The 20,241-nt window shown below is 68.4% G+C and carries 21 protein-coding genes; 11 read left to right on the forward strand and 10 right to left on the reverse strand.

Annotation, left to right across the window (positions count from 1 at the left end):
- The first annotated feature begins 6 nt into the window (after positions 1-6).
- The 11 genes from ACIP0B_RS00865 to ACIP0B_RS00915 all read left to right on the forward strand — a co-directional run bounded on the left by ACIP0B_RS00865 (position 7) and on the right by ACIP0B_RS00915 (position 13,015).
- Positions 7-936, forward strand: coding sequence for an FHA domain-containing protein (locus tag ACIP0B_RS00865; RefSeq protein ID WP_400828986.1), 930 nt, complete (start codon positions 7-9; stop codon positions 934-936).
- Positions 936-2,291, forward strand: a complete 1,356-nt coding sequence (locus ACIP0B_RS00870; protein WP_400828988.1) for a FliI/YscN family ATPase — start codon at positions 936-938, stop codon at positions 2,289-2,291. The genes ACIP0B_RS00865 and ACIP0B_RS00870 overlap by 1 nt, the downstream gene beginning before the upstream one ends.
- Positions 2,278-2,730 carry a type III secretion protein gene (locus ACIP0B_RS00875; RefSeq protein ID WP_400828990.1) on the forward strand — a complete coding sequence of 151 codons (453 nt, stop codon included), beginning with the start codon at positions 2,278-2,280 and terminating at the stop codon, positions 2,728-2,730. Before ACIP0B_RS00870 ends, ACIP0B_RS00875 begins: the two co-directional genes overlap by 14 nt.
- The gene (locus ACIP0B_RS00880; protein WP_400828992.1) at positions 2,727-3,293 is read left to right on the forward strand and encodes a type III secretion system HrpP C-terminal domain-containing protein; all 567 of its coding nucleotides are present in this window, start codon (positions 2,727-2,729) and stop codon (positions 3,291-3,293) included. The genes ACIP0B_RS00875 and ACIP0B_RS00880 overlap by 4 nt, the downstream gene beginning before the upstream one ends.
- A 1-nt stretch (position 3,294) precedes the next feature.
- Positions 3,295-4,329 carry a FliM/FliN family flagellar motor switch protein gene (locus ACIP0B_RS00885; RefSeq protein WP_400828994.1) on the forward strand — a complete coding sequence of 345 codons (1,035 nt, stop codon included), beginning with the start codon at positions 3,295-3,297 and terminating at the stop codon, positions 4,327-4,329.
- The gene (sctR, locus tag ACIP0B_RS00890) at positions 4,326-4,979 is read left to right on the forward strand and encodes a type III secretion system export apparatus subunit SctR (protein WP_400828996.1); all 654 of its coding nucleotides are present in this window, start codon (positions 4,326-4,328) and stop codon (positions 4,977-4,979) included. The genes ACIP0B_RS00885 and sctR overlap by 4 nt, the downstream gene beginning before the upstream one ends.
- A gap of 7 nt (positions 4,980-4,986) precedes the next feature.
- Positions 4,987-5,247, forward strand: coding sequence for a type III secretion system export apparatus subunit SctS (gene sctS / locus ACIP0B_RS00895; RefSeq protein WP_085583685.1), 261 nt, complete (start codon positions 4,987-4,989; stop codon positions 5,245-5,247).
- Position 5,248: 1 nt separating this feature from the next.
- Positions 5,249-6,049, forward strand: coding sequence for a type III secretion system export apparatus subunit SctT (gene sctT, locus ACIP0B_RS00900; RefSeq protein WP_400828998.1), 801 nt, complete (start codon positions 5,249-5,251; stop codon positions 6,047-6,049).
- Between the two features lie 46 nt (positions 6,050-6,095).
- On the forward strand, positions 6,096-7,187 hold the full coding sequence (gene sctU / locus ACIP0B_RS00905) for a type III secretion system export apparatus subunit SctU (protein ID WP_400829000.1): 1,092 nt from the start codon (positions 6,096-6,098) through the stop codon (positions 7,185-7,187).
- Between the two features lie 117 nt (positions 7,188-7,304).
- Complete coding sequence (locus tag ACIP0B_RS00910; protein WP_400829002.1) at positions 7,305-12,344, forward strand: AvrE-family type 3 secretion system effector; 5,040 nt, start codon at positions 7,305-7,307, stop codon at positions 12,342-12,344.
- A gap of 59 nt (positions 12,345-12,403) precedes the next feature.
- Positions 12,404-13,015, forward strand: coding sequence for an aspartyl/asparaginyl beta-hydroxylase domain-containing protein (locus tag ACIP0B_RS00915; protein ID WP_400829004.1), 612 nt, complete (start codon positions 12,404-12,406; stop codon positions 13,013-13,015).
- A 72-nt stretch (positions 13,016-13,087) separates the two neighbouring features.
- On the opposite strand, the gene ACIP0B_RS00920 is transcribed toward ACIP0B_RS00915, so the two are convergent.
- From ACIP0B_RS00920 to ACIP0B_RS00965, 10 genes are all read right to left on the reverse strand, one after another.
- Entirely contained in the window at positions 13,088-13,486 is a 399-nt protein-coding gene (locus ACIP0B_RS00920; RefSeq protein ID WP_400829006.1) for a type III secretion system chaperone, read from the reverse strand.
- Between the two features lie 100 nt (positions 13,487-13,586).
- Entirely contained in the window at positions 13,587-13,937 is a 351-nt protein-coding gene (locus tag ACIP0B_RS00925) for a negative regulator of hrp expression HrpV (RefSeq protein WP_400829008.1), read from the reverse strand.
- Positions 13,938-14,228: 291 nt separating this feature from the next.
- The gene (sctC, locus tag ACIP0B_RS00930) at positions 14,229-16,250 is read right to left on the reverse strand and encodes a type III secretion system outer membrane ring subunit SctC (protein WP_400829010.1); all 2,022 of its coding nucleotides are present in this window, start codon (positions 16,248-16,250) and stop codon (positions 14,229-14,231) included.
- Positions 16,243-16,653, reverse strand: coding sequence for a type III secretion system chaperone (locus tag ACIP0B_RS00935; protein ID WP_400829012.1), 411 nt, complete (start codon positions 16,651-16,653; stop codon positions 16,243-16,245). The genes sctC and ACIP0B_RS00935 overlap by 8 nt, the downstream gene beginning before the upstream one ends.
- Positions 16,640-16,861, reverse strand: a complete 222-nt coding sequence (locus ACIP0B_RS00940; RefSeq protein WP_400829014.1) for a serine kinase — start codon at positions 16,859-16,861, stop codon at positions 16,640-16,642. Before ACIP0B_RS00940 ends, ACIP0B_RS00935 begins: the two co-directional genes overlap by 14 nt.
- A gap of 71 nt (positions 16,862-16,932) precedes the next feature.
- Complete coding sequence (gene sctL, locus ACIP0B_RS00945) at positions 16,933-17,541, reverse strand: type III secretion system stator protein SctL (protein WP_400829016.1); 609 nt, start codon at positions 17,539-17,541, stop codon at positions 16,933-16,935.
- Positions 17,492-18,088 (reverse strand): hypothetical protein, encoded by a 597-nt coding sequence (locus ACIP0B_RS00950; RefSeq protein ID WP_400829018.1) that lies wholly within the window; start codon positions 18,086-18,088, stop codon positions 17,492-17,494. Before ACIP0B_RS00950 ends, sctL begins: the two co-directional genes overlap by 50 nt.
- Complete coding sequence (gene sctJ, locus ACIP0B_RS00955; protein ID WP_400829020.1) at positions 18,085-18,879, reverse strand: type III secretion system inner membrane ring lipoprotein SctJ; 795 nt, start codon at positions 18,877-18,879, stop codon at positions 18,085-18,087. The genes ACIP0B_RS00950 and sctJ overlap by 4 nt, the downstream gene beginning before the upstream one ends.
- A 9-nt stretch (positions 18,880-18,888) precedes the next feature.
- Positions 18,889-19,203, reverse strand: a complete 315-nt coding sequence (gene sctI / locus ACIP0B_RS00960) for a type III secretion system inner rod subunit SctI (protein WP_400829022.1) — start codon at positions 19,201-19,203, stop codon at positions 18,889-18,891.
- 74 nt (positions 19,204-19,277) lie between these two features.
- A complete protein-coding gene (locus ACIP0B_RS00965) occupies positions 19,278-20,228 on the reverse strand; it encodes a DNA-binding protein (protein ID WP_400829024.1) in 951 nt (316 codons plus the stop codon).
- Between the last annotated feature and the right edge of the window lie 13 nt (positions 20,229-20,241).

The raw sequence follows: 20,241 nt of genomic DNA on the forward strand, positions 1-20,241 counted from the left end.
GCGACCATGAAACCCCAGATGCTCTATGAACTGCGCGTGCTCACGGGCCTGCACCGTGGCGCGGCCCTGCCGCTGACCGGCGACGAGTGGAGCATCGGCTCCTCCAACGGCGCCGACCTTGCGCTCTACGATCCCGGCATCAAGGACCGCCATTGCCTGCTGCGGCTGGTGGACGACACCTGGTCGCTGGCGCGCAAGGACGGCGCGGTGACCGACAGCGAAGGGCACAAGGTCGACGCCATCGACACCCTGGAGCCGGGCACGCCCTTCTCGCTCAACGGCGTCTGGCTGTCGGTGGTCAGCGCCAACACCGAATGGCCCGAGGACGAGGACCCCGTCGCCGACGCCTTCGCGCCCGAAGCCTTGCCGCTGAACGCCGAACCGGATGACGCGCCCCGGCCGCAGGCGGTGGTGCAGCCCCGTCCGCTGCTCGGGCCGCTGCTGTTGCTGGGCGCGTTGGCGCTGTTTCTCGGGGCGTTGATCTGGGGGCTCAGCGCCGAGGACCCGGTGCCGCCGGTGCCGGTCGCCCCGGCCCGCACGCCGCTCAAGGATGCCGCCGCCGTGCGCGGAGTGCTGGAGGACATGCTCAAGGAACGGGAGCTGCAAAGCCGCATCAGCATCGTCGAGGAACAGGGCAAGGTGCTGCTCAAGGGCCGTTTCGAAGAGGACGACCTGCTGCAATCCACCGAACGCATGCTGCTGCGCTTCGAGCAGCAGTACCGCAGCCCGCTGCCGGTGCAGAGCGCCCTGCCCCCGGCCACCGATGTCTTGCCGTTCACCGTGGTGCAGATCAGCAACGCGCGCTTGCCCAGCGTGCTGACCAGCGACGGCCGCCGGCTGTTCCTCGGTGACGAGGTCGCCGGGGTGCGGCTGGTGGACATCAGCGACCACACCGTGGTGTTCGAAAGCGACCAACGCGTCGAGCTGAGCTGGTGATGCAGGCCGCTCTCGAACGCCTGGCCCAGTGGCAAGGCCAGCACCAGGCCCGCCTCGGGCACTGCGCGGCGGTGGAGATCCGCGGACGCATCGTCGGGGTCAGCGGCATCTTGCTGCACAGCCGCATGCCCCGCGCACGGATCGGCGACCTGTGCCGGATCCGCCGGGCCGACGGCGGCGAGGTGATGGCCGAGATCGTCGGTTTCGACCGCGACCACACCCTGCTGGCGGCCCTCGGCCCGCTGGACGGCATTGCCGTCGGTGCGCCGGTCACACCGCTGTTCCAGCCCCATGGCCTGGTGGTCAGCGACCGGCTGCTCGGCACCGTGCTCGACGGCTTCGGCCGCGCCCTCGGCGGCGAAGGCCCGGAAGCCTTCGCCCCGGCCGGCACGCCCGGCGCCCTGCCGGTGATCCGCGATGCCCCGGCGGCCACCGAACGGCCGCGCATCGAGGCCCCGCTGCCCACCGGACTGCGCGCCATCGACGGCCTGCTGACCCTGGGCGAAGGCCAGCGCGTCGGGGTGTTCGCCGGGGCCGGCTGCGGCAAGACCACCCTGCTCGCCGAACTGGCGCGCAACACGCCGTGCCAGGCCATCGTGTTCGGCCTGATCGGCGAACGGGGCCGCGAGCTGCGCGAATTCCTCGACCATGAACTGGACGACGAACTGCGCCGCCGCACCGTGCTGGTCTGCGCCACCTCGGACCGCAGCAGCATGGAGCGGGCCCGCGCCGCCTTCACCGCCACCGCCATCGCCGAAGGGTTCCGCGCACAGGGCCGCTCGACGCTGCTGATCATCGACTCGCTGACCCGCTTCGCCCGGGCCCAGCGCGAGATCGGCCTGGCCAGCGGCGAACCGGCCGGGCGCGGCGGCCTGCCGCCCTCGGTCTACAGCCTGCTGCCGCGTCTGGTGGAACGGGCCGGACGCACCGGCGACGGGGCGATCACCGCGCTGTACTCGGTGCTGATCGAACAGGACTCGATGAACGACCCGGTGGCCGACGAGGTGCGCTCGCTGCTGGACGGCCACATCGTGCTGTCCCGGCGCCTGGCCGAGCGCGGGCACTACCCGGCGGTGGACGTGCTCGCCAGCCTGAGCCGGACGATGGGCAACGTCACGGGAACCGAACAGCTGCACGGCGCCACACAGTTGCGCCGGCTGATGGCGGCCTACCAGCAAGTGGAGATGCTCCTCAAGCTGGGCGAATACCAGCCGGGCAACGACCCGTTGACCGATTGCGCCGTGGACTCACGGGCGCGGATCGACGCCTTTCTGCAGCAGTCGCTGCGCGAACCCGTGTCGCTCGACGACACCCTCGACCATCTCTTGCAGGTGACCGCCGATGTCCCACTCTGATTCCGACGCCCTGTCGCCCGCCGACGACGCGCTGCTGCCGACCCTCGACCTGCTGGGCCCGATCCGCCGCCACCGGCTGGCCATGGCCGAACAGGCCTGGCGCCGTCAGCGCGACGTGCTGGCGGCGTTGCAGACGCGCCTGACGCAAATGGCCGACGAGCTGCAACAGCTGCGCCAAAGCCAGCAACAGGAGCGCCAGGAGCAACGCGAGCAGCACAGCCACCGCCGCCTGCCGCTGCACGAAATGAACCGTTGGCTGGCCGGCGAGCAGCAGGCGATCCGCCGCATCGAGCGCTTCGAGCAGCACTACAGGGCCTTGCAGGAAGAGCATCGGCAACAGCAGCACTGGATCGACGACAGCCGCCAACAGGTGCGCCGACGCCAGCGCGACCTGGAAAAGCTCGACTGCCTGCGCGACCTGTCCCGGGAGGCCTCATGAGCGCACGTCCCGCCCTGCTCAAGCCGCCGCCCCGGCCACCGGAACCGCCCCGTGCGCGCCAGGAGACGCAAGCGACCGGCGCCTGGCCGGCCCGGCACGGCGCCTCCCGTGAACTGCGCGGCGAAACCCACGACGACGGCGACCGCTTCGAACAACTGCTGGCAGGCGTTGACGGCCCAGGTCCGGCGGACATCGGCCAAGGCGCGGTGGCGGACTTCAGCGGCGGCGACCGCCAGCCCTCCGGCCAGGATCCGGAGCGGTCCGCCGGCGCGCCCCTGCCCCCCGGACCGTCGGCGGGCCTTTGGCAAACGCTGCTGGCGCGCCTGGAAGAACGGCTCGAAGCGCTCGACGCAGGACCGCTCGAAGTCCAGCTGCACATGCCGACCCTCGGCACGGTGTCGGCGCGGATCACCCAACAGGGCGCCGCGCTGGAGATCGCCCTGGGCTTCGCCAAGGACAGCGCCCGGCGCTATTGCGACGCCCGCCGCCAGGCCAGCGCCGACTGGCTCGGCCGCCAACTGGGCCGCGCCGTGCGTCTGACCCTGCACAGCGAGGCGCGCTGACATGCCGGCCCAAGCCCTGCGCCTGCGCAGCCTGCCCGCCGCCGATGCCCAGGCCCGCCTGCAATTGGGCGCCGGCCTGGACCTGCGGCTCGCCGCGCCGCACTCCGCCGCGTTGACCCTGCGCCTGGCCCCCGAGCCCTTCGTCCGGGCACCGGGCAATGCCCTCGAAACCGCCTGCGGGCGGCTGTGGCTGGACGATGCCCAGCCGCTGCTCAGCCGGCTGTCGCAATGCCCGGCGATCCTGGATCCGGCGCAACCGGCCTCGGACGACAACGACTGGTACTGGCCGCTGTACAACCATTACCTGGCCACCGAACTCCAGCCGCTGCTCAGTCCGTTGCGGGCGGTGGCGGCCCTGCCGGAGGCGGGCATCGATTGCCTGCTGGGACTGCACGAGGACAGCGCAGCCGCCCTCGTCTGCCGTGCGCGGATACCCGCCGCCACGCTGCTGAACCTGATCCGGGGCGCCCCCTGGCAAAAGCCGTCGAGCCATGACACAGCGCCGGATTGGCCGCTGCGCATCCCCCTGGCGCTGGGCCGCTGCACGCTGAGCGCCGCGGACCTGGCCAGCCTGCGGACGGGCGATGTGCTGCTCGCCGAACAGCCGCTGTTCACCCCCGAAGGCCTCGGCCACCTGCAACTCGGCGCCTGTCGCCTGCACCTGCGGCTCCTGCCTGCAACGGACCTGCGTTTTACCCTCACTGAACTGGAAGACCTGCCCATGAACGCCTCCCTTGACGCTTTCGCCCTGGCCGACAGCGAGCCGCTGTACGCCGCGTCCGAATCCTTCGACGCGCCGACCGACCCGGGCCGTTTCGACGACCTGCCGCTGGCCCTGACCCTGCGCGCCGGCAGCGTGAGCCTGAGCCTGGGCCAGTTGCGTCACCTGAGCGTCGGTTCGGTGCTGGCCTTCGGCGGCTGCGCACCGGGCCAGGCCAGCCTGTTCCAGGGCGAACGCGCGCTGGCCCACGGCGACCTGGTGGACATCGACGGCCGGCTGGGCCTGCAGATCACCCGTCTGGAGCCGCGCCCGTGAACCTGCAGGATGTCGATCCGCTGACGCTCGCGCTGTTTCTCGGGGCGCTGTCGCTGGTGCCCCTGCTGATGATGATCTGCACCGCGTTCCTGAAGATCTCCATGGTGCTGCTGATCACCCGCAACGCCATCGGCGTCCAGCAGGCGCCGCCGAACATGGCGCTGTACGGCATCGCGTTGGCGGCGACGCTGTTCATCATGGCCCCGGTGTTCAGCGATATGGGCCAGCGCTTCAAACAGTTGCCCCAACGCATGGCCGACTACCCCGCGATGGAAAGCGCCGCCGGCCAGGTGGCCGAACCGTTGCGCAAGTTCATGTCGCGCAACGTCGACCCGGACATCCAGACCCACCTGCTGGAAAACACCCAGCGCATGTGGCCGGCGGCGATGGCGGCCAAGGCCAGCCGCGACGACTTGCTGCTGGTCATCCCAGCCTTCGTGCTCTCGGAGTTGCAGGCGGGCTTCCAGATCGGCTTTCTGATCTACGTGCCCTTCATCGTCATCGACCTGATCGTCTCCAACATCCTGCTGGCCCTGGGCATGCAGATGGTGGCGCCGATGACCATCTCGCTGCCGCTCAAGATCCTGCTGTTCGTGCTGGTGGACGGCTGGACGCGGCTGCTCGACGGCCTGTTCTACAGCTACCTGTGAGGACGCCATGGAAACCTTGACCCTGTTCAAGCAGGCCATGCTGCTGGTGGTGGTGCTGTCGGCGCCGCCGCTGATCGTGGCGGTGATCGTCGGCGTGCTGACCTCGCTGCTGCAGGCGGTGATGCAGTTGCAGGACCAGACCCTGCCGTTCGCCGTGAAACTGGTGGCCGTGGGCATCGCCCTGGCGCTGACCGGGCGCTGGATCGGCGTGGAGCTGATCCAGTTGGCGCAACTGGCCTTCGCCATGATCCCGCAGACGAGGGCCTGAGATGTTCCAGCCGGCCTTCGACGACATCAGCGAATCGATCATTGCCCTGACCGTCGGCATGGCGCGCCTGTACCCGTGCCTGTTTCTGATACCGGCGTTCGCCTTCCGGGAAATCAAGGGCGCACTGCGCCACGCGATCGTCCTGGCGCTGGCCCTGGTGCCGATGCCGGCGATCCGCGCAAGCCTGGCCGGGCGCGACCTCGGCTGGCTCGACCTGAGCGGGCTGATGCTCAAGGAAAGCCTGATCGGCCTGCTGCTGGGGCTGTTGCTGGCGATGCCGTTCTGGCTGTTCGAGTCGGTCGGCTGTCTGTTCGACAACCAGCGCGGCGCCCTGATCGGCGGGCAGATCAACCCGGCGCTGGGGGACAACACCTCGGAGCTGGGGCACATGTTCAAGCAGGTGCTGATCCTGTTGCTGATCCTGGGCGGCGGCTACGCCAGCCTCACCCAGGTGATCTGGGACAGCTACGGCCTGTGGCCCGCCAGCCAGTGGCTGCCGATGCCCGCCGTGGACGGCTGGGGCCTGTACCTCAAGCTGCTGGCCAGCACCTTCCGCTTCATGGTGCTGTTCGCCGCGCCGCTGGTGGGCCTGTTGCTGCTGATCGAGTTCGGCATGGCGATCCTCAGCCTGTACAGCCCGCAGTTGCAGGTCTCGACCCTGGCGATGCCGGCCAAGAGCCTGATCGGCCTGGGCTTTTTGGTGCTCTATCTGCCGATGCTGTGCTGGCTGGGCAACGGCCGGCTGGCGGAGCTGGCCGACCTCAGGCACCTGTTGCCCTTGCTGCTGCGCCCTGCCCCCTGACGGCTGCCCCTGACACCTGCGCCCTGAAACCTGACGAGCACCGCCCGTGAGCGAAAAGACCGAACAGCCCACCCAGAAGAAACTCGCCGACGCCCGCAAGAAAGGCCAGGTCGGCCAGAGCCAGGACGTGCCCAAGCTGCTGATCTTCGCGGCGCTGCTGGAGCTGATCCTCGGCCTGGCCGGCGGCGGCATCGGCAAGCTCGAAGGCCTGGTGATGCTGCCGCTGCGCCAACTGGACCGGCCCTTCGGCGCGGCCGTCGGCGAGGTGCTGACCAAGGCCGGCTGGGATCTGCTGCTGTTCATGCTGCCGGTGCTGGGCATCGCCGTGGCCATGCGCCTGGCCGGCGGCTGGGTGCAGTTCGGCCCCCTGTTCGCGCCCGAGACCCTGAAGCTGGACTTCGAACGGCTCAACCCGCTGAACCAGTTCAAGCAGATGTTCTCCTCGCGCCAACTGTTCAACCTGCTCAACAGCCTGTGCAAGGCCCTGCTGATCGGCGCGGTGCTGTACTGGGTGCTGCCGCCGGCCCTGAACGACCTGATCGGCTTGGCCAACACCGACCTGGACACGTATTGGCAAGCGATGATCGCCCTGTTCAGCCGGCTGTCGCGCACCTGCCTGGGCGTGCTGCTGGTGCTGGCGGTGGCCGACTTCGCCTTGCAGAAGTATTTCTTCATCAAGGGCCAGCGCATGAGCCACGAGGACGTGCGCAAGGAATACAAGGAGATGGAGGGCGACCCGCACATGAAGTCCCACCGCAAGTCCCTGGCCCGCGAACTCACCCAGCAGCCGGCGGGCGCCGCGCCGGCCAAGGCGCCGGTAGAGGACGCCGACCTGCTGCTGGTCAACCCGACCCACTACGCCGTCGCGCTGTTCTACCGCCCGCAGCAGACGCCGTTGCCGCGGATCGTCTGCAAAGGGCACGACGCCGAGGCCCGGGCCTTGATCGAGCGCGCCCGCCAGGCCGGCGTGCCGGTGATCCGCTTCGTCTGGCTGGCGCGCACGCTGTACCGCAGCGAGGTGGGCCATTTCGTCCCGCGCGAGACGTTGCAGGCGGTGGCCCAGGTCTATCGCCTGCTGCGCGAACTGGACGACGCCGCCCACGGCGAACTGATCGAGATGCCCGGCGTGCCGTACTGACGCCCCGGTGCTGGAACCAGGCCGCGACCGCTGCCACTCAGGGCAAAGGAATCATTCCTGAACGCCCTCGGCGAGCCTAACGAACTCGCCCTGTCAGTCCATGACACGGAGAACAGCATGCAGTCACCGGTTCACGCCAACTTCACCGCGGTCACCAGCCCGGTCGCCGCCCGCACCGGGCACAACCCCCTGGGGCTGGAGCAGCGCCCGCAGGAACCGACCCAACGCAGCACCCATTCGCTGCGCCACATGGGCCAGCGGCTGATGCGCAACCTCGGCCAACTGACCCAGGACCTGCGGGCCATGCCGCGCCCTTGGGGACGCAGCCAGAACACGGCCGCGCCCGGCGGCCAAACCGCCGGCGCAGCCCCGATGCGCAGCGCGGCGCCGGGAACGGCACCGGCTCAGCAAGGCGAGACGATCGAACTCCAGGAACACCACAGCGAAGCCGCCGAGGCGTCCGGCTCGACCCCGCGCCTGAGCCGCAGCAACGCCGGGCGCTTCGACAGCCAAAGCGAACGCATCCAACGCCAGGCCACGCCCGAGCCGCCGTCGGCAGGCATCCGCCTGGACGCCAAGGGCAAGCCCCAGTTCCAGCACTTCCAGCCGTCGACGGTCGGCGACCTGCTGCAGAGCGCGCTGGGCCAGTCCGGCCAGCGCTATCAGGCGCAGCACAGCGCCGGCAACGGTCAGGAGCATCTGCTGCTGGATCCCCAAGGCCACCTGCTGCACGTCAAACAGACCCCGACGGCGCTGGTAGCGCTGCGCAGCAGCCAGGCCGAAGGGCCGGTGACGGACAAGCCGTCGGCGTCGACGGCGCCGCCCCTGACGTTCGAAGGCAACGCCGCCAAGGTCGGCGCAGGCACGCCGCTGCCCACCCTCGGGCGCGCGCAGATGGGGCATCTGACCGGCATCCACGAGGACAGCGCAGGCCAGACGCTGCGCCTGCACGACGGCAAACTGTATGAACTCGACCGGGCCAGCGCCACCTGGCGGCAGCCGGAAACCGAGGCCGAACCGGCGACGTTCAGCCACCTCTCCAGCCAGGGCGACGGCAAGCTCTACGGCCAGAGCGGCGACAACCTGGTGGACCTGACCGATCACGATGCCGCACCGCTCACGGTGGCGGATCTCAAGGCTTTCTCCGTGAACAACGAGGGCATCGCCGCCAGCCTGAGCGGCGAAAGGAGCCAGACCCTGCAGTTCACGCAACTCTCGGACCAAACCGCCAAGTCCATGACCCTGGAGCTGAACGGCGGCTCGGCCGAACCCAAGCACATCGGCCTGACAGAGGACCGACTGTTCATCAGCGACACCGAAGGCCGCCTGTACAGCGTCGGGCGCGGAGAGATCGACGACGACGCGACCACCCTCAAGCTCCAGCCGGACCTGCGCTTCCAGCCGCCGGGCGAACCGCTGGGCGGAACCCGACAGGCCGCCGGTTTTCTCCATGGCGACGACGGCAACCTGAACGTGCTGGTCGGCGACAAGGCCGGGCACAGCCACTCCCATCCGCTGGACGAAGCGCATCCTGCCCTTGAGCACGGCTGGAACCTCAGCGACGCGCTGGTGCTGGACAACCGCCGCGGCCTGCCCGGCTCGCAGGCGCCGACGCCGGCCGCCACGTTCGACCTGGACCGCTCGGGGCGCGTCGGCCTGAGCGACGGCCGGGTGCAGAGCTGGGACTCCACCAGCCAGGACTGGAAAGACACCGGCATCAAGGATGTCTCGCAGATGCAGCGGGGCATCGACAGCAAGGCGTATCTGGTGCAGGACGGCAAGCTGCACAAGCTGGACGTGAGCCCCAAGTTCGAGTCGGTGGCGGTCAGCGACGGCCACGCCCTCAACCGGCCGTCGCGCACCACCGACGTGGCCCTGGGCGACCCGCTGCCGGGCCTGACCGACCGCCACATCACCGCGTTCGCCATGCTCAACGACAAGCAGTTCGTGGCGCTGGACGACAACGACCGTTTCACCGCCCACCACAAGAACGGCGAAACCAGCGAACTGAGCCGTCTCGACCTGGAAGGCTCGGTCGCCTCCCTGGCCCTGGACGAAAACCACAACCTGCACGCGCTGACCACCGAGGGCAAACTGTTCACCCTGGCCAAGGACGATTGGCAGGCGCCGCCGGACAATCCGCGCCCCGAGGCCCGCTGGAAACCCGTGCCGCTGCCCGAGGGACGGACGCTGGCCAGCATCCGCACCGCCGACGACAACCGCCTGAGCGCCACCGTTCACGGCAGTGAGGACAACGCGCAGGTGCAGCTCAAGGGCCAGGCGTGGCAACCGCTGACGCCGCGTCCGGCCGACCACAACGCGCTGAACGACCTGTTCGGCCGGCTCAAGGACAGCGTCAAGACCGCCAAGATCCCCGGCACCGGCATGACCGCCAAGTTCACCGGCAACCTGCTGGGCCGCGGCGGGATCGAAACGGACAACCGCGCCAGCGTCGGCGACTTCTTCCGTGCCCACATCTTCAAGCCGACCCTGGAAGTGCCGCGGCCGATGAAGAACGTCGGCTATCACCTCCAGCACCGCTATCAGGGCCGTGAAGGCCTGCGGCCGCTCTATGCCTCCGAAGGCCGTGAGTTCAAGCGGCTGGAACTGCTGAGCGCGAAACCGCCGCAGACCGGCGCAGGCCAAGACTTGCAATCGCGCATCGCCGCGCTCGGCTCCCGGCCCGGCTTGCAGGGCACCGGGCTGGTCGAGGCGCTGGAGGCGTTTCGCAAGGAGCTTGAGGACAACAGCCTGCGCGCCACCCAGCACCTGGGCCGGCATGCCGGCAGGTCCAAGCTGCTGCAGCAGAAGGAAGGCTTGCTCAACGTCCACGGTGATCTGGCGGCGCCCTCCAAGCGCAGTCAGCTGAGCCTGAAGCTGGACCGGCTTTCGCAGAACTTCAACTTCGCCAGCTCCGGCCACGACTTCATCAAGGAACTGAACGGTGCCCTGGCGCATCTGCCGCCCTCGGCAGAGAACCGCACCGGCGCCCTGCTCACGGATCTGCGCAACAACGGGTTGCGGGTGTCCCACCAGAAGGCCGACATCCCGCTCGGCCAGCAGCGCGACGCCAGCGACAGCCTTGGCCTGGTCAAGGCGCGCCTGGCGCTCGACGTGGGCACGCTGGAGGAACTCGACCAGGTGCTCAAGAGCGCCGAGGCGCTCTCCCACGCGACCGACGCCGGTGCCGGGGCGGACGCGCTGAAGAAAAGCCTGAGCGAACTGAAGGACAAGAAATACGGCGAACATCCGCTCAAGCAGATCACCGACATGGGCTTCGTCGACCATGCCAGCCTCGAAGGCGCCTACGACGGCATCAAGGCCTTCCTCAACGGTTTCAAGAAGGAAGACCACGCCACCAGCGTCACCCTGCGCGCGGCCACCGGCAGCAAGACCCAACCGGAAATGGCGGAGAAGCTCAAGGCCGCGATGAAGCAACTGCATCACGCCGACGACGAGATCGCCTTGCAGCGCGGCTACGGCGTGAGCGTGAGCACGCCGTTCGTGGCCCTGGCCAACAAGGGCCTGGGGCCGTGGCCCAGCGGTGCCGTCAGCGGCGGGCGCAACTACCTCTTCAGCGCCGAGCGCGGCGAAAAAGGCGTGACCGTCTACCTGCAACGCGAAGGCGCGGGCACGGCCAGCGGTGGCGTCGGCGGCGGCAAGGACCTGTGGCCGGGGTTCTTCCGGGGCGAAAACGCCGACAAGTACACCAAGGTCGACATCGGCAACGACCGCCAGATGACCCCGGCCCTGCGTCTGTCGGCCGACGTCACCGGCACCGCCACCAGCACCTGGCGCGACGGCGTGGTGTTCACCCTGCCCGACGAAGAGATCGACCCGTTCATCGACAACCTCGTCGCCGGCAAGCTCAACCCGCTGGAGCTGATGAAGAAAGGCGTCGACCACGAAGCCCAGAAGAGCCTGCGCTTCAACTTCGACCTCAACGCCAGCGGCACGGCGGAGTTCCGTGTGGGGTTCGGCCTGACCGACAAGGACAGTACGCCGCTGTCGTCGGCGGCGCGGGTGGGCATCGGCGGCACGGTCAGCGTCAACCTGCTGAACTACGGCAACTACTCGCTGGAACAGCACAGCAACAAGGGCGAACTGCAGGAAAGCAGCCGCAACCGGCCGCGCCTGCTCAACAACTTCGGCGTGTCGGCCTTCGCCCGTGCGCAGGTCGCCGGCAGCAACACCCCGGCCTCGGACGCCGCGACGCCCGCCAACCAAGGCATCACCGCCCCGTTCGGCATTTCGGGCTCGGCCTCGGTGGACAACAAGACCACCAAGCGCATCAAGTTCAACTTCAAGGAGGCCGAACCGCTGACCGCCGAGAACCTGGACAAGCTCGGCAAGAGCCTGGGCAAGGCGTTCAAGGATCCTGAATCGCAGCGGGTGCTGAGCCAATTGGCCGACGCCGGCGACGCGCAGGGCGAAGGCGTCGATGCGTCGCAGCGGCTCAAGCAACACCTGCAAACCCTGGAGGCGCACTTCGCCGGCAAGCCGAAGGACAACGACGAGCAATACGCCGCCCTGCGCGCCCTCACCCGCGCCGGTGTCCAGCAGCAGGCCGCCGATGCCAAGCACAGCCTGCTCGACAGCGGCCGGTTCGAGAGCACCTACACCAACCTGTCGCGCATGAACGGCAAAAGCGCGGTGGCCAGCGTCATGGCGCGGCTCAATCCGCACCACTCGCCGAGCAACGCCGAACGCATCACCGCGCTGATCGAGCGCGATCCGGACCTCAAGGCGCTGGTCAAGCAGCTCCAGGCCACGCCCGGCACCCAGGCCCGGGTGCGGCTGGAGCTCAAGGACGCGGTGCAGGACCGCATCGACCAGGGCAGCCGCGACGGCACCTTGTCGCAGAAGGAACTGGCGGGGCTGCTGTCGGATCGCGACAACATGCGGATCAAGGCGATCACCGTGTCCCAGAGCGTCAACCAGCCGGAAAGCTTCACCTCGCCGCTGCCGGTGCTGAGCTACAGCAGCAGCGCCTCGCTCAACGTCAGCAAGGCCCTGGGCAAGATCAACTTCAGCTACGGCCAGGATCAGGACACGCCCAAGAGCTACACCCTCGACGGCATGGCCGCCGAGCCGGGCGGTGCGCTGAAGACGGCGGTCGGGGCGCTGAAACAGGAGGGCCTGCAACTCAAGGGCTGACGCCCGTCCAACCGGCCCCGCCCGCCCGGACGGGGCCTTCATCCCTTCAAGGAGTTCACATGGATCCTGCCTTTTACCCGCTCGACACCTTCCCTGCCCTGGCCGCCCTCGCCGCCCGCTGGACAGAGATGCGCCAGGAACTGCTGGCGCTGCACGCGCCGCTGCTGGACATCGACCGCACCGACAAGCCCCACCACGCGGTGCACGACGAAGTCAGCGCCCATCTGCGACAGGGCGGCGCCTACGGCTGGCTCAAGGGCTGGGGCGAGGCCGGCGGCAACCGCGACTGGGTGCAATACCCGCTGCTGTTTCAGGATGTGCCCATCGCCCCGGCGGTGGCGGCGCTGCCCCAGACCCTGGCCCTGCTCGGCGAGGTCGGCGGGCTCAAGGTCGCGGCCCTTGCGCGGCTGGCGCCCCAGGCGTTCCTGCCTCGCCACCGGCACCCGGAGATCCGCGCCGAAGGCCTGTTGCAGATGCACTTGACCCTCGATGCCGCGCACGAACGCAACGACGCTTACCTGAACGTGGCCGGCGAATTCCATCGGCACCGTTGCGGCGCGGCGGCGGTGTTCGACGGCTCGCTGGACCATTTCGTGGTCAACGCCAGCGACGTGCCGCGCACCCTGCTCTATCTGGAGTTCGACCGGGCACGCCTCGCACGCACGGCGTAAGCCGCGCCGCAGGGCACACAAAAAGAAACGGGCGCATGAAGCATGCGCCCGTTTTTTATTTGTCCGGGTGTTTCAGTGCAGGGCCCGGCCCAGTCCGGAGCGGGTTTCGCGCACCTGGGCGACGAAGCCGCCGACCACGTCGCTGAAGCTGTCTTCGTCCAGCCGGGCCAGTTCGCGCTGGGTGCACAGCCGCACATCGCCCTTGTCCAGGGCCAGCCAGCAGCCGCGCAGGGCCGCGATGTCGAAGTTCATGGCCAACAGGCGCTGCAGGTTGTCCGGGCCTGGCCGCAAGGCGCCGAGCCGGCAGTGGATGATCACGTTTTCGCTGTGTTCGGGCGATTCGATGACGGCGGCCTGGGCCTGTTCGCTGTCGTACAGCGCGCAGACGCCGTTCTGCCATGTCAGCGGGGTGCCCAACTGATCGGCCAGATGGGCGATGAAACGCTGGATGACCGGTGTGGTGTTCGCCATTTGTTTCTCCTCTTAAGTTGAATGGGCCGGGGCTGGCCGGTTCGCAACTTGAGTGGAAAAACAATGGCGAAAAGTTCCAGGCGGAACAAATATTCCGGATTCAGTGCTTCAATCCGGCCAACGACAGGAGTTGTCCGAGTAATGCCTGTAGTTGTTCGCCCTGATCATCGTTGTGCAGTTCATGCCAGACCACGAAAGTGTGCTGGCTATCGAGACATATGTAGTAACCCTCATAGGATTCGACATTGTCGAACCGCCGCTTGAGGGTCTCGGAAAACAGGTCCGGACGCTGGGCCTGACGCTGGATGTTCAGGGAGACGCCCCAGCCCAGGCTCTCCTGGCGACAGACGAATTCGACGCCGGGAGCCCATTGCCAGACGCTTGCCCGCTTCTGGGCGATGCGCTGGAGGAAGTCCTGCTGATCGGTGCTTTGAAGAATCGTTTCAGTCATTCAGAGACACCGTACTGTATTGGCCACCGCCGTCACGCAGTGCCGGGGACCACCAGACGTTCAACTCGGAGTTGTTGGCGTCAAGTTGCTGACAATTCCCTATGTGACAGGAAGTTTCAGGTACTGACGTACAAGCGCTCAATATAAGTAAACACAGCCACGCAATACCGGCACGACACCACTTCATCTTTTCACCTTCCTTGTCGGACTCTACAGATTATCGCCTCAAAGCCTAGCTGCTTAAGGGCACCGCGACAGGCAAACGCCATGTCCAGATTATTGAGTCTTCTCTTATAACCCGCGCGAAAGCGGGGGCAACATCGATACCCGTGCCGGTGCCGCCGCAGGCGACGCTGTCGCTGCGGGCCGCAAGGCCACGAACACCTCCGTTGATTCACCAGGTTGCAACAGGAACCGCGGGGCAGCCGTCACTGCCAAGGTCGCGGCGCCGGAACACGCCTCGGGGTTGAAGCGCTGCGGTTTGACACCGACGTTCTTGACCACGCCGACCGCCACCGAGTAGTCCGTTGCGCTGAACCACTGCATCCGCCCGCGGTCCAGCGCGAACGGGCCGTCCACTTTACACAGGTCGCCCAAGGCCACACCAGATGATGTTCGTTTGATATCACCGGGTATCCGCCCGCGCACCAGTTCGGCGAAGGTCGCGCCGATGGCCGCCCGCAGCACCGCGGGGCCGCCGGGTTGGCGACCGGACGCCAGGGCGCGGTCCAGTTGCCCGCGGTTTTCGCTGGCCACGTAGCGGGCCGGGTCGACCTGGTCGCCGATCAGGCGCGGCGTCAGGATGAACAGGCGCTCGCGGCGCGACAGTTCGCGGCGGGTCGAGGAAAACAGCGGCCCGACCCACGGCAGCTTGCCCAGCACCGGCACCCGGTCGCTCTGGTCGCCCTGCTCGTCCACATGGAAGCCGCCGATCACCAGCGAGCGGTTTTCGCTGATCACCGCCTGGGTGCTGACCGTGCCGCGCTTGACCGTCGGCGTCTGCTGGTCGCGCTGCTGCTCCAGTTGGCCGTCCTCGATGTCGACGATCAACTGGAAGCGGTTGCTCGACCCGCCGCCGATGGTGCGCGGCACCACCTGCAGGCTGGTGCCGGCGGTCACCGGCTGGATCGTGGCGACCCGCTCGCCCGTGGCGGTGATGAACTGGGTGCGGCTGAAGTCGATCACCGCCGGCTGGTTCTCCAGGGTCAGCACCGAGGGCCGGGCGATCATCGAGGCCATGCCCTGCCCCTCCAGCGCCTGGATCTCGGCGAAGAACCGCTCGAAGTCGCTGATGAACAGGGTCGAGGAGCCGCTGTTGAGCAACGAGCTGCCGAAGCCGACCTTGCCCGCCTTGGCCGACCAGCGCGACTCCAGGTTGGCCAGTTGGCTGCGGTCGATGTCGAGGATGATCGCGTCGATCTCCACCAGGTTGCCGGGCAGGTCCAACTGCTCGATCAGTTGCTGGTAGGTGGCGCGCTTGTCCGGGTTGTCGTAGATCAGCACGGCGTTGTTGCGCACGTCGGCCGCCACCCGGCGCTGGCCGGCGGAGGGCTGGGGGCGGTGGCCGCTGCGCCCGGCGGTGCGTTCGCTGGCCAGGTTGAGGATCTTGCCCCGGGCCATGTCCGCCATGCCTTGCAGGGCGTCGATGTTGGCCTTGGGATCCTGGGGCGACGGCTGCGTGGAGCGCTGGCTGTCGAGCATGTCCTCCAGGATGCTGGCCACGCCGGGGATGCGCAGGCTCTGCTCGCGGTAATTGACCTGGCGGTCGCCCACCGCCGCGTAGCGCAGCGGAAACATCATCACTTGCTGCTTGTCGTCGGGCTTGGCCTTCTCCTTGCTGAACCCGCGGATCAGCTCGACGTAGCGCGACGGCCCGCTGACCAGCACCACCCCTTCGTCGGGCAGCTCGCCCCAGCCGAAGCGCTTGTCCAGCAGGCCGATGTCGGTCAGCGCCTGCTTCAGGTCCGGCGCGGCGTCGGCGGACACCTCCAGCCGCTGCGAGACCTGGGCCGACTGCGGGCTGACGTAGAGCTTGCCGTTGTAGACGAACCACTGGAACTGATGCTCCAGCGCCAGGCGGTCGAGGAATTCCTCGGCCGTCGCCGCCCGCAGCTTGGCGTCCACCACGCCGCTGACGCCGCTCAGGCTCAGGCCCACGCCGTAGGCGTTGGCGAAATCCTTGAGCACGGTCTCCAGCGGCGTGCGCGAAGCCTCGTAGGCGTAGGCCGATTGCCGCCAGTCGTCGGGCACCACGGCCAGCGCCGGGCTGGACGCGGCCAGCAGCAGGGTCAAGGCGCACAGTCGCTTAAACATAGGATCTTCCCAGAGGCAGAGGACGTGTCAGGGGGCGGGAGACGGGCATGCTGCGTTCGAGCATGGCCTCCCACACGTCCCGTTGATTGGCCAGCGATTCGATGGCGGCGATCAGCGCCGGGATGCCCTGGAACGGCAGGTAGCGCATCAGGCACAGGCGGCGCTCGGCCGGATCCAGCGCCAGGGCCGCGCTGAAGCGCCCCAGGCTCGGCCCGGACAGGCGCAGCGCCGCTTCAAGGCTTGTGTCGTCGCCGCGCCAGGCCGCGCTGAGCATGGCCAGGCACAGCACGCCGCCGGGACGCCGTTGCAGGCGCAGCGGCGCGCCGTCGATCAACAGCCCCAGTTCGCCGTCGCCGCCGTCCAGCCAGCGTTGCGCGGTGACCGCCAACTCAGCGGATTTCATTGATGATCGCCTTGGCCAGGTTGTGCTTGACCACGATTTCCTGGTTCGCCGCCCAACTGGCGGTGGAGGACTGACGGATCGCCGAGTTGAAGGCATGCCAGTCGTCCGGGGAGAAAGCGTCCATGTCCAGCGCCGAAGCGTCCAGATCCTGTTGCGCATGTTCGAAGTTGTTGTCCAGGCGGCGGCGCAGTGCATCGGGAGAAAGCATGGTGAGACTCCAGGTCGGAAACTGCCCACTGAGTGGCCCGATCCCGGAGTTGGTTCCCTGCTCGCCTGCAGTCATTGCTCCGGGTTCATGGCTGCGCTGTCCGGCAGCGGCCAGAGCGCACTGCCCAGGGACTGCCAGTCGAGAGTGAAGTCGCCCTGCTCGGTGCGCAGGCACAGGCTGTCCGGCGCCTGCTGCGGATCGGCGCGCAGGCTCCACACGGCCTGGGCCTGTTGCAGATGGCGGGCGGCCAGGTCCAGCCGGTCGGGGTGGCAATGCAGCACACCGGGCTCGTCCGGCGGCCGGGCGGCGCTCAACTGCCGACAGAGGGCGGCGATCCGTACTGCGTCGCCCTGCTCGCCCAGCAATTGCTGCCAGGCTTGGCCCATCAATGCTTCGGCGCTGGCGAGAATCCCGTCCCACATCTGTTCGCGCTGCGCCTGCCATTGGGCGAGCAGCGCATCGGCCTGTTGCAAGACGTCGGCGACGGCACGGGCCTGCGCGTCTTCGCGCAGCCGGTCGGCTTCTTCGCGGGCGTCGGCCAGCAACGTTTCGGCCTGGGCGCGGGCATGTTCAAGGAGTTGCCCGGCCAGCAGGCTGTCCTCGAAGATTTCTCGGCGCAGGACGGGGTCGTCAGGCAGCGCCTGGGGATGGCTCAGGCTCAGGCGGCGACGGGTCAGCATGGGAGGATCCTTGTGTTGTGAACGTGAGGGCGTACCAGCCGACGGCCTGCCACAGCGATGCGAGCCTGGCGTGCGGCAGCCCTTCGAGCGGCGCGTCCTCAATGGGCGTGCCGGCGAACTCCAGGCGCAGGCGCTGCCACACCGGCTCGCCGACCCAGGCCCGCAGCAGCCGCAGGCCTTGGGTACGGGAATCGCCGTCGCGCCAGCGGGCCGGCAGCCAGTGCCCCGGCTGCAGCGCCCGGCCCAAGCGGCGGCACCAGAGCCGGCCGGCCTCGTCGAGCCCTTGCGGCGCGGCCTGGCTGCCGGCGCAGACCGCCGCCGCCAATGCCAGCACCCGCGACCACTGCGCCGCGTCCAGTGCCAGCAAAGGCAGCAGGCCGGGGTTGGGCGGCGCCGGCAACGTGGCGTCCATGCCCGCGCACCGTTCCAGCCATGCTTCGGGAACCTGGGCCAAGCGGGCCGAGGCCGACGGGTTCTTCGGACCGGCCACGACCCACCAGCGCACCCACGCCAGGGCCTGCGGCGGCGTGACCTCCAGCGACGTCATGCCGATCCGCTCGGCGCGTTCCCGGCGCCGCCCGCCCTGCTGCCCAGGCGCTGGCGCCAACGGGGATTGAGGGCGAACAGGCCGGCGACCAGCAGCACGGCGGCCACCGCGCACAACCCCATCAGCCATTGCCAGAAGCGCCAGCGTTCGCGGGTCAGGGTGAACGGGCCGACGGTCACCGTCTCCACGGTCTCGCGGTAGCCCTGGGCCGGCACGAACACCACCGCAAGCTTCTTGTCGTCGGCACCGCCGATCCCCGGAATGCTGCTGGCCACCATGCGCCGGATGCGCGGCAGCACGCTGTCCGGATCCAGCTCGGCGCGGTGCTTGATGAACACCGCCGCCGACGCCGGCTGCACCGGTTCGCCCGGCGCAATGCGCTCGGGCAGCACCACATGCACCCGCGCCACCACCACGCCGTCGATCTGCGACAGGGTCTGCTCCAGTTCCTGGGACAGCGCATAGAGATAGCGCGCCCGCTCCTCCAGGGGCGATGAGATCACCCCTTCCTTGCGGAACACCTCGCCCAGGCTCGACCGCGAGCGGCGCGGCAGGCCCACCGCCTCCAGCGCCCGCACCGCCCGGGAAATGTCGCGGCTGGCCACCAGCACCGCCACGCCGTTCTTGTCCAGGCGCTTCTGTGCGTCGATGTCCTTGCCGGCCAGTTCCGCCAGCACTTCGTTGGCGTCCTGTTCAGAGAGGTCGCGGTGCAGTTCCATGCGCTCGCCGCAACCGGCCAGCAGCAGAACCATCAGCACCGCCGCGAGCGGCCCGAATACCTTGGGATGCATGGCTGCGCCTTATTGAAGACTGGTGAGTTTTTCCACGCTCTGGGCGGCCTTGCTCACCAGTTTGGCGCTGAGCAGGCTTTGCAGATAAAACGACGAAAGCGACCGGTTGGCCTGCAGCGCCTGCTGCGGATCCACCGACCGCGCGGCCCGCTGCAGGTCGCGGGAGGCCTTGTCGGCGTCCTTCTGCAGCGCCGTCGAGGCCTGGGAAACCGCCGACGGCTGCGGCTCTTGGCTGGCGGCGCGTGTCGCCGCCTGCTGCATCTGTGCGTTGAACCAGGCAATGTCCGCCTCGGCAGGCGGCCTGACCGGCGCTGCCTCGGACACGGATGTCCCCGAATGCCCGGTTGTTACCCCTGTAATCGCCATTCACGCTCTCCTGCCAAGACGAAGGTTTACATTCAGCCGAAGAGGCTGCCGGTGCTTTGCTGCGTCAGCACCGAGAGCACGTTGCCGGCGGTGATCCGGGCATCGGTCTGCAGCGTGTTGCCGGCGCCGCCGTTGAGGAAGTTCTGCTCGGCGTTGGGGAACAGTCCGCCCAGGGAGTTGCCTTGGGCACTGCCCTTGACCTCGCCCTTGATCATGTCGATCGCCTTCTGGAACTGCTTGCTCTCGTCGCGGGACATGAACTGATCGCCCTCGGACAGCTCGCCCATCCAGTCCTTGGACTTGCCGTCCGGCTTGCCGAACTCTTCAGGGTGCATGTCCATGAAGCGGGCGACTTCCTTGAGCACGTCCTTGTCTTCGTTGGAGAACGCCATCTCGCCGCGCGCGTCGCGGGCCGGGTTGCCGGTGGGCTTGAGCAGGTTGTCGAGCTTCTCCTCGCCCAGGCTGCCCAGCAGCGACGACAAGAGGTCCTGCACGCCGCCACCGCCACCGGTGCCGCCGGGCATGGGGTTCCAGCCACCGCCGCCGTTGCCGCCCGGCATCGGGTTCCAGCCCCCGCCGCCGTTGCCGCCGCCGAACTGGCCGCCGTTCTGCAGGCCGCCGCCCAACATATCCTTGATCAGCCCTTCCAGGCCTTTGGTGAAGGCGGCCTTCTCTTCGCCGTTGAGGTAGTTGTCCTCGCTCAGCTCATCGCGCCAGCTGCGCACCTTGCCGTTGGCGTCGTCGGGCTTGCCGAACTTGCCGGGGTTCTTGTCCATGTAGTCGGCGATCATGCCCAGCAGCGGGTTTTTCGCGTCGCGGATATTGGCGCCGTTGCCGTTCTTCTCGAACAGCGCCTGGCTCAACAGCTCAGCGATCTGCCCGGCGGCGTTGCCCGAGCCGCCCTGGGATCCGCCCATGCCCGGCAGGCTGAAGCCGCCCTGGAACGAACCGCCTGGAGGGAGTGTTAACGCAGTGGAAAACATAAGGTGCTCCTTG

Source organism: Pseudomonas sp. NPDC089534 (assembly GCF_044749305.1).
GTDB classification, from domain to species: domain Bacteria; phylum Pseudomonadota; class Gammaproteobacteria; order Pseudomonadales; family Pseudomonadaceae; genus Aquipseudomonas; species Aquipseudomonas ekonensis.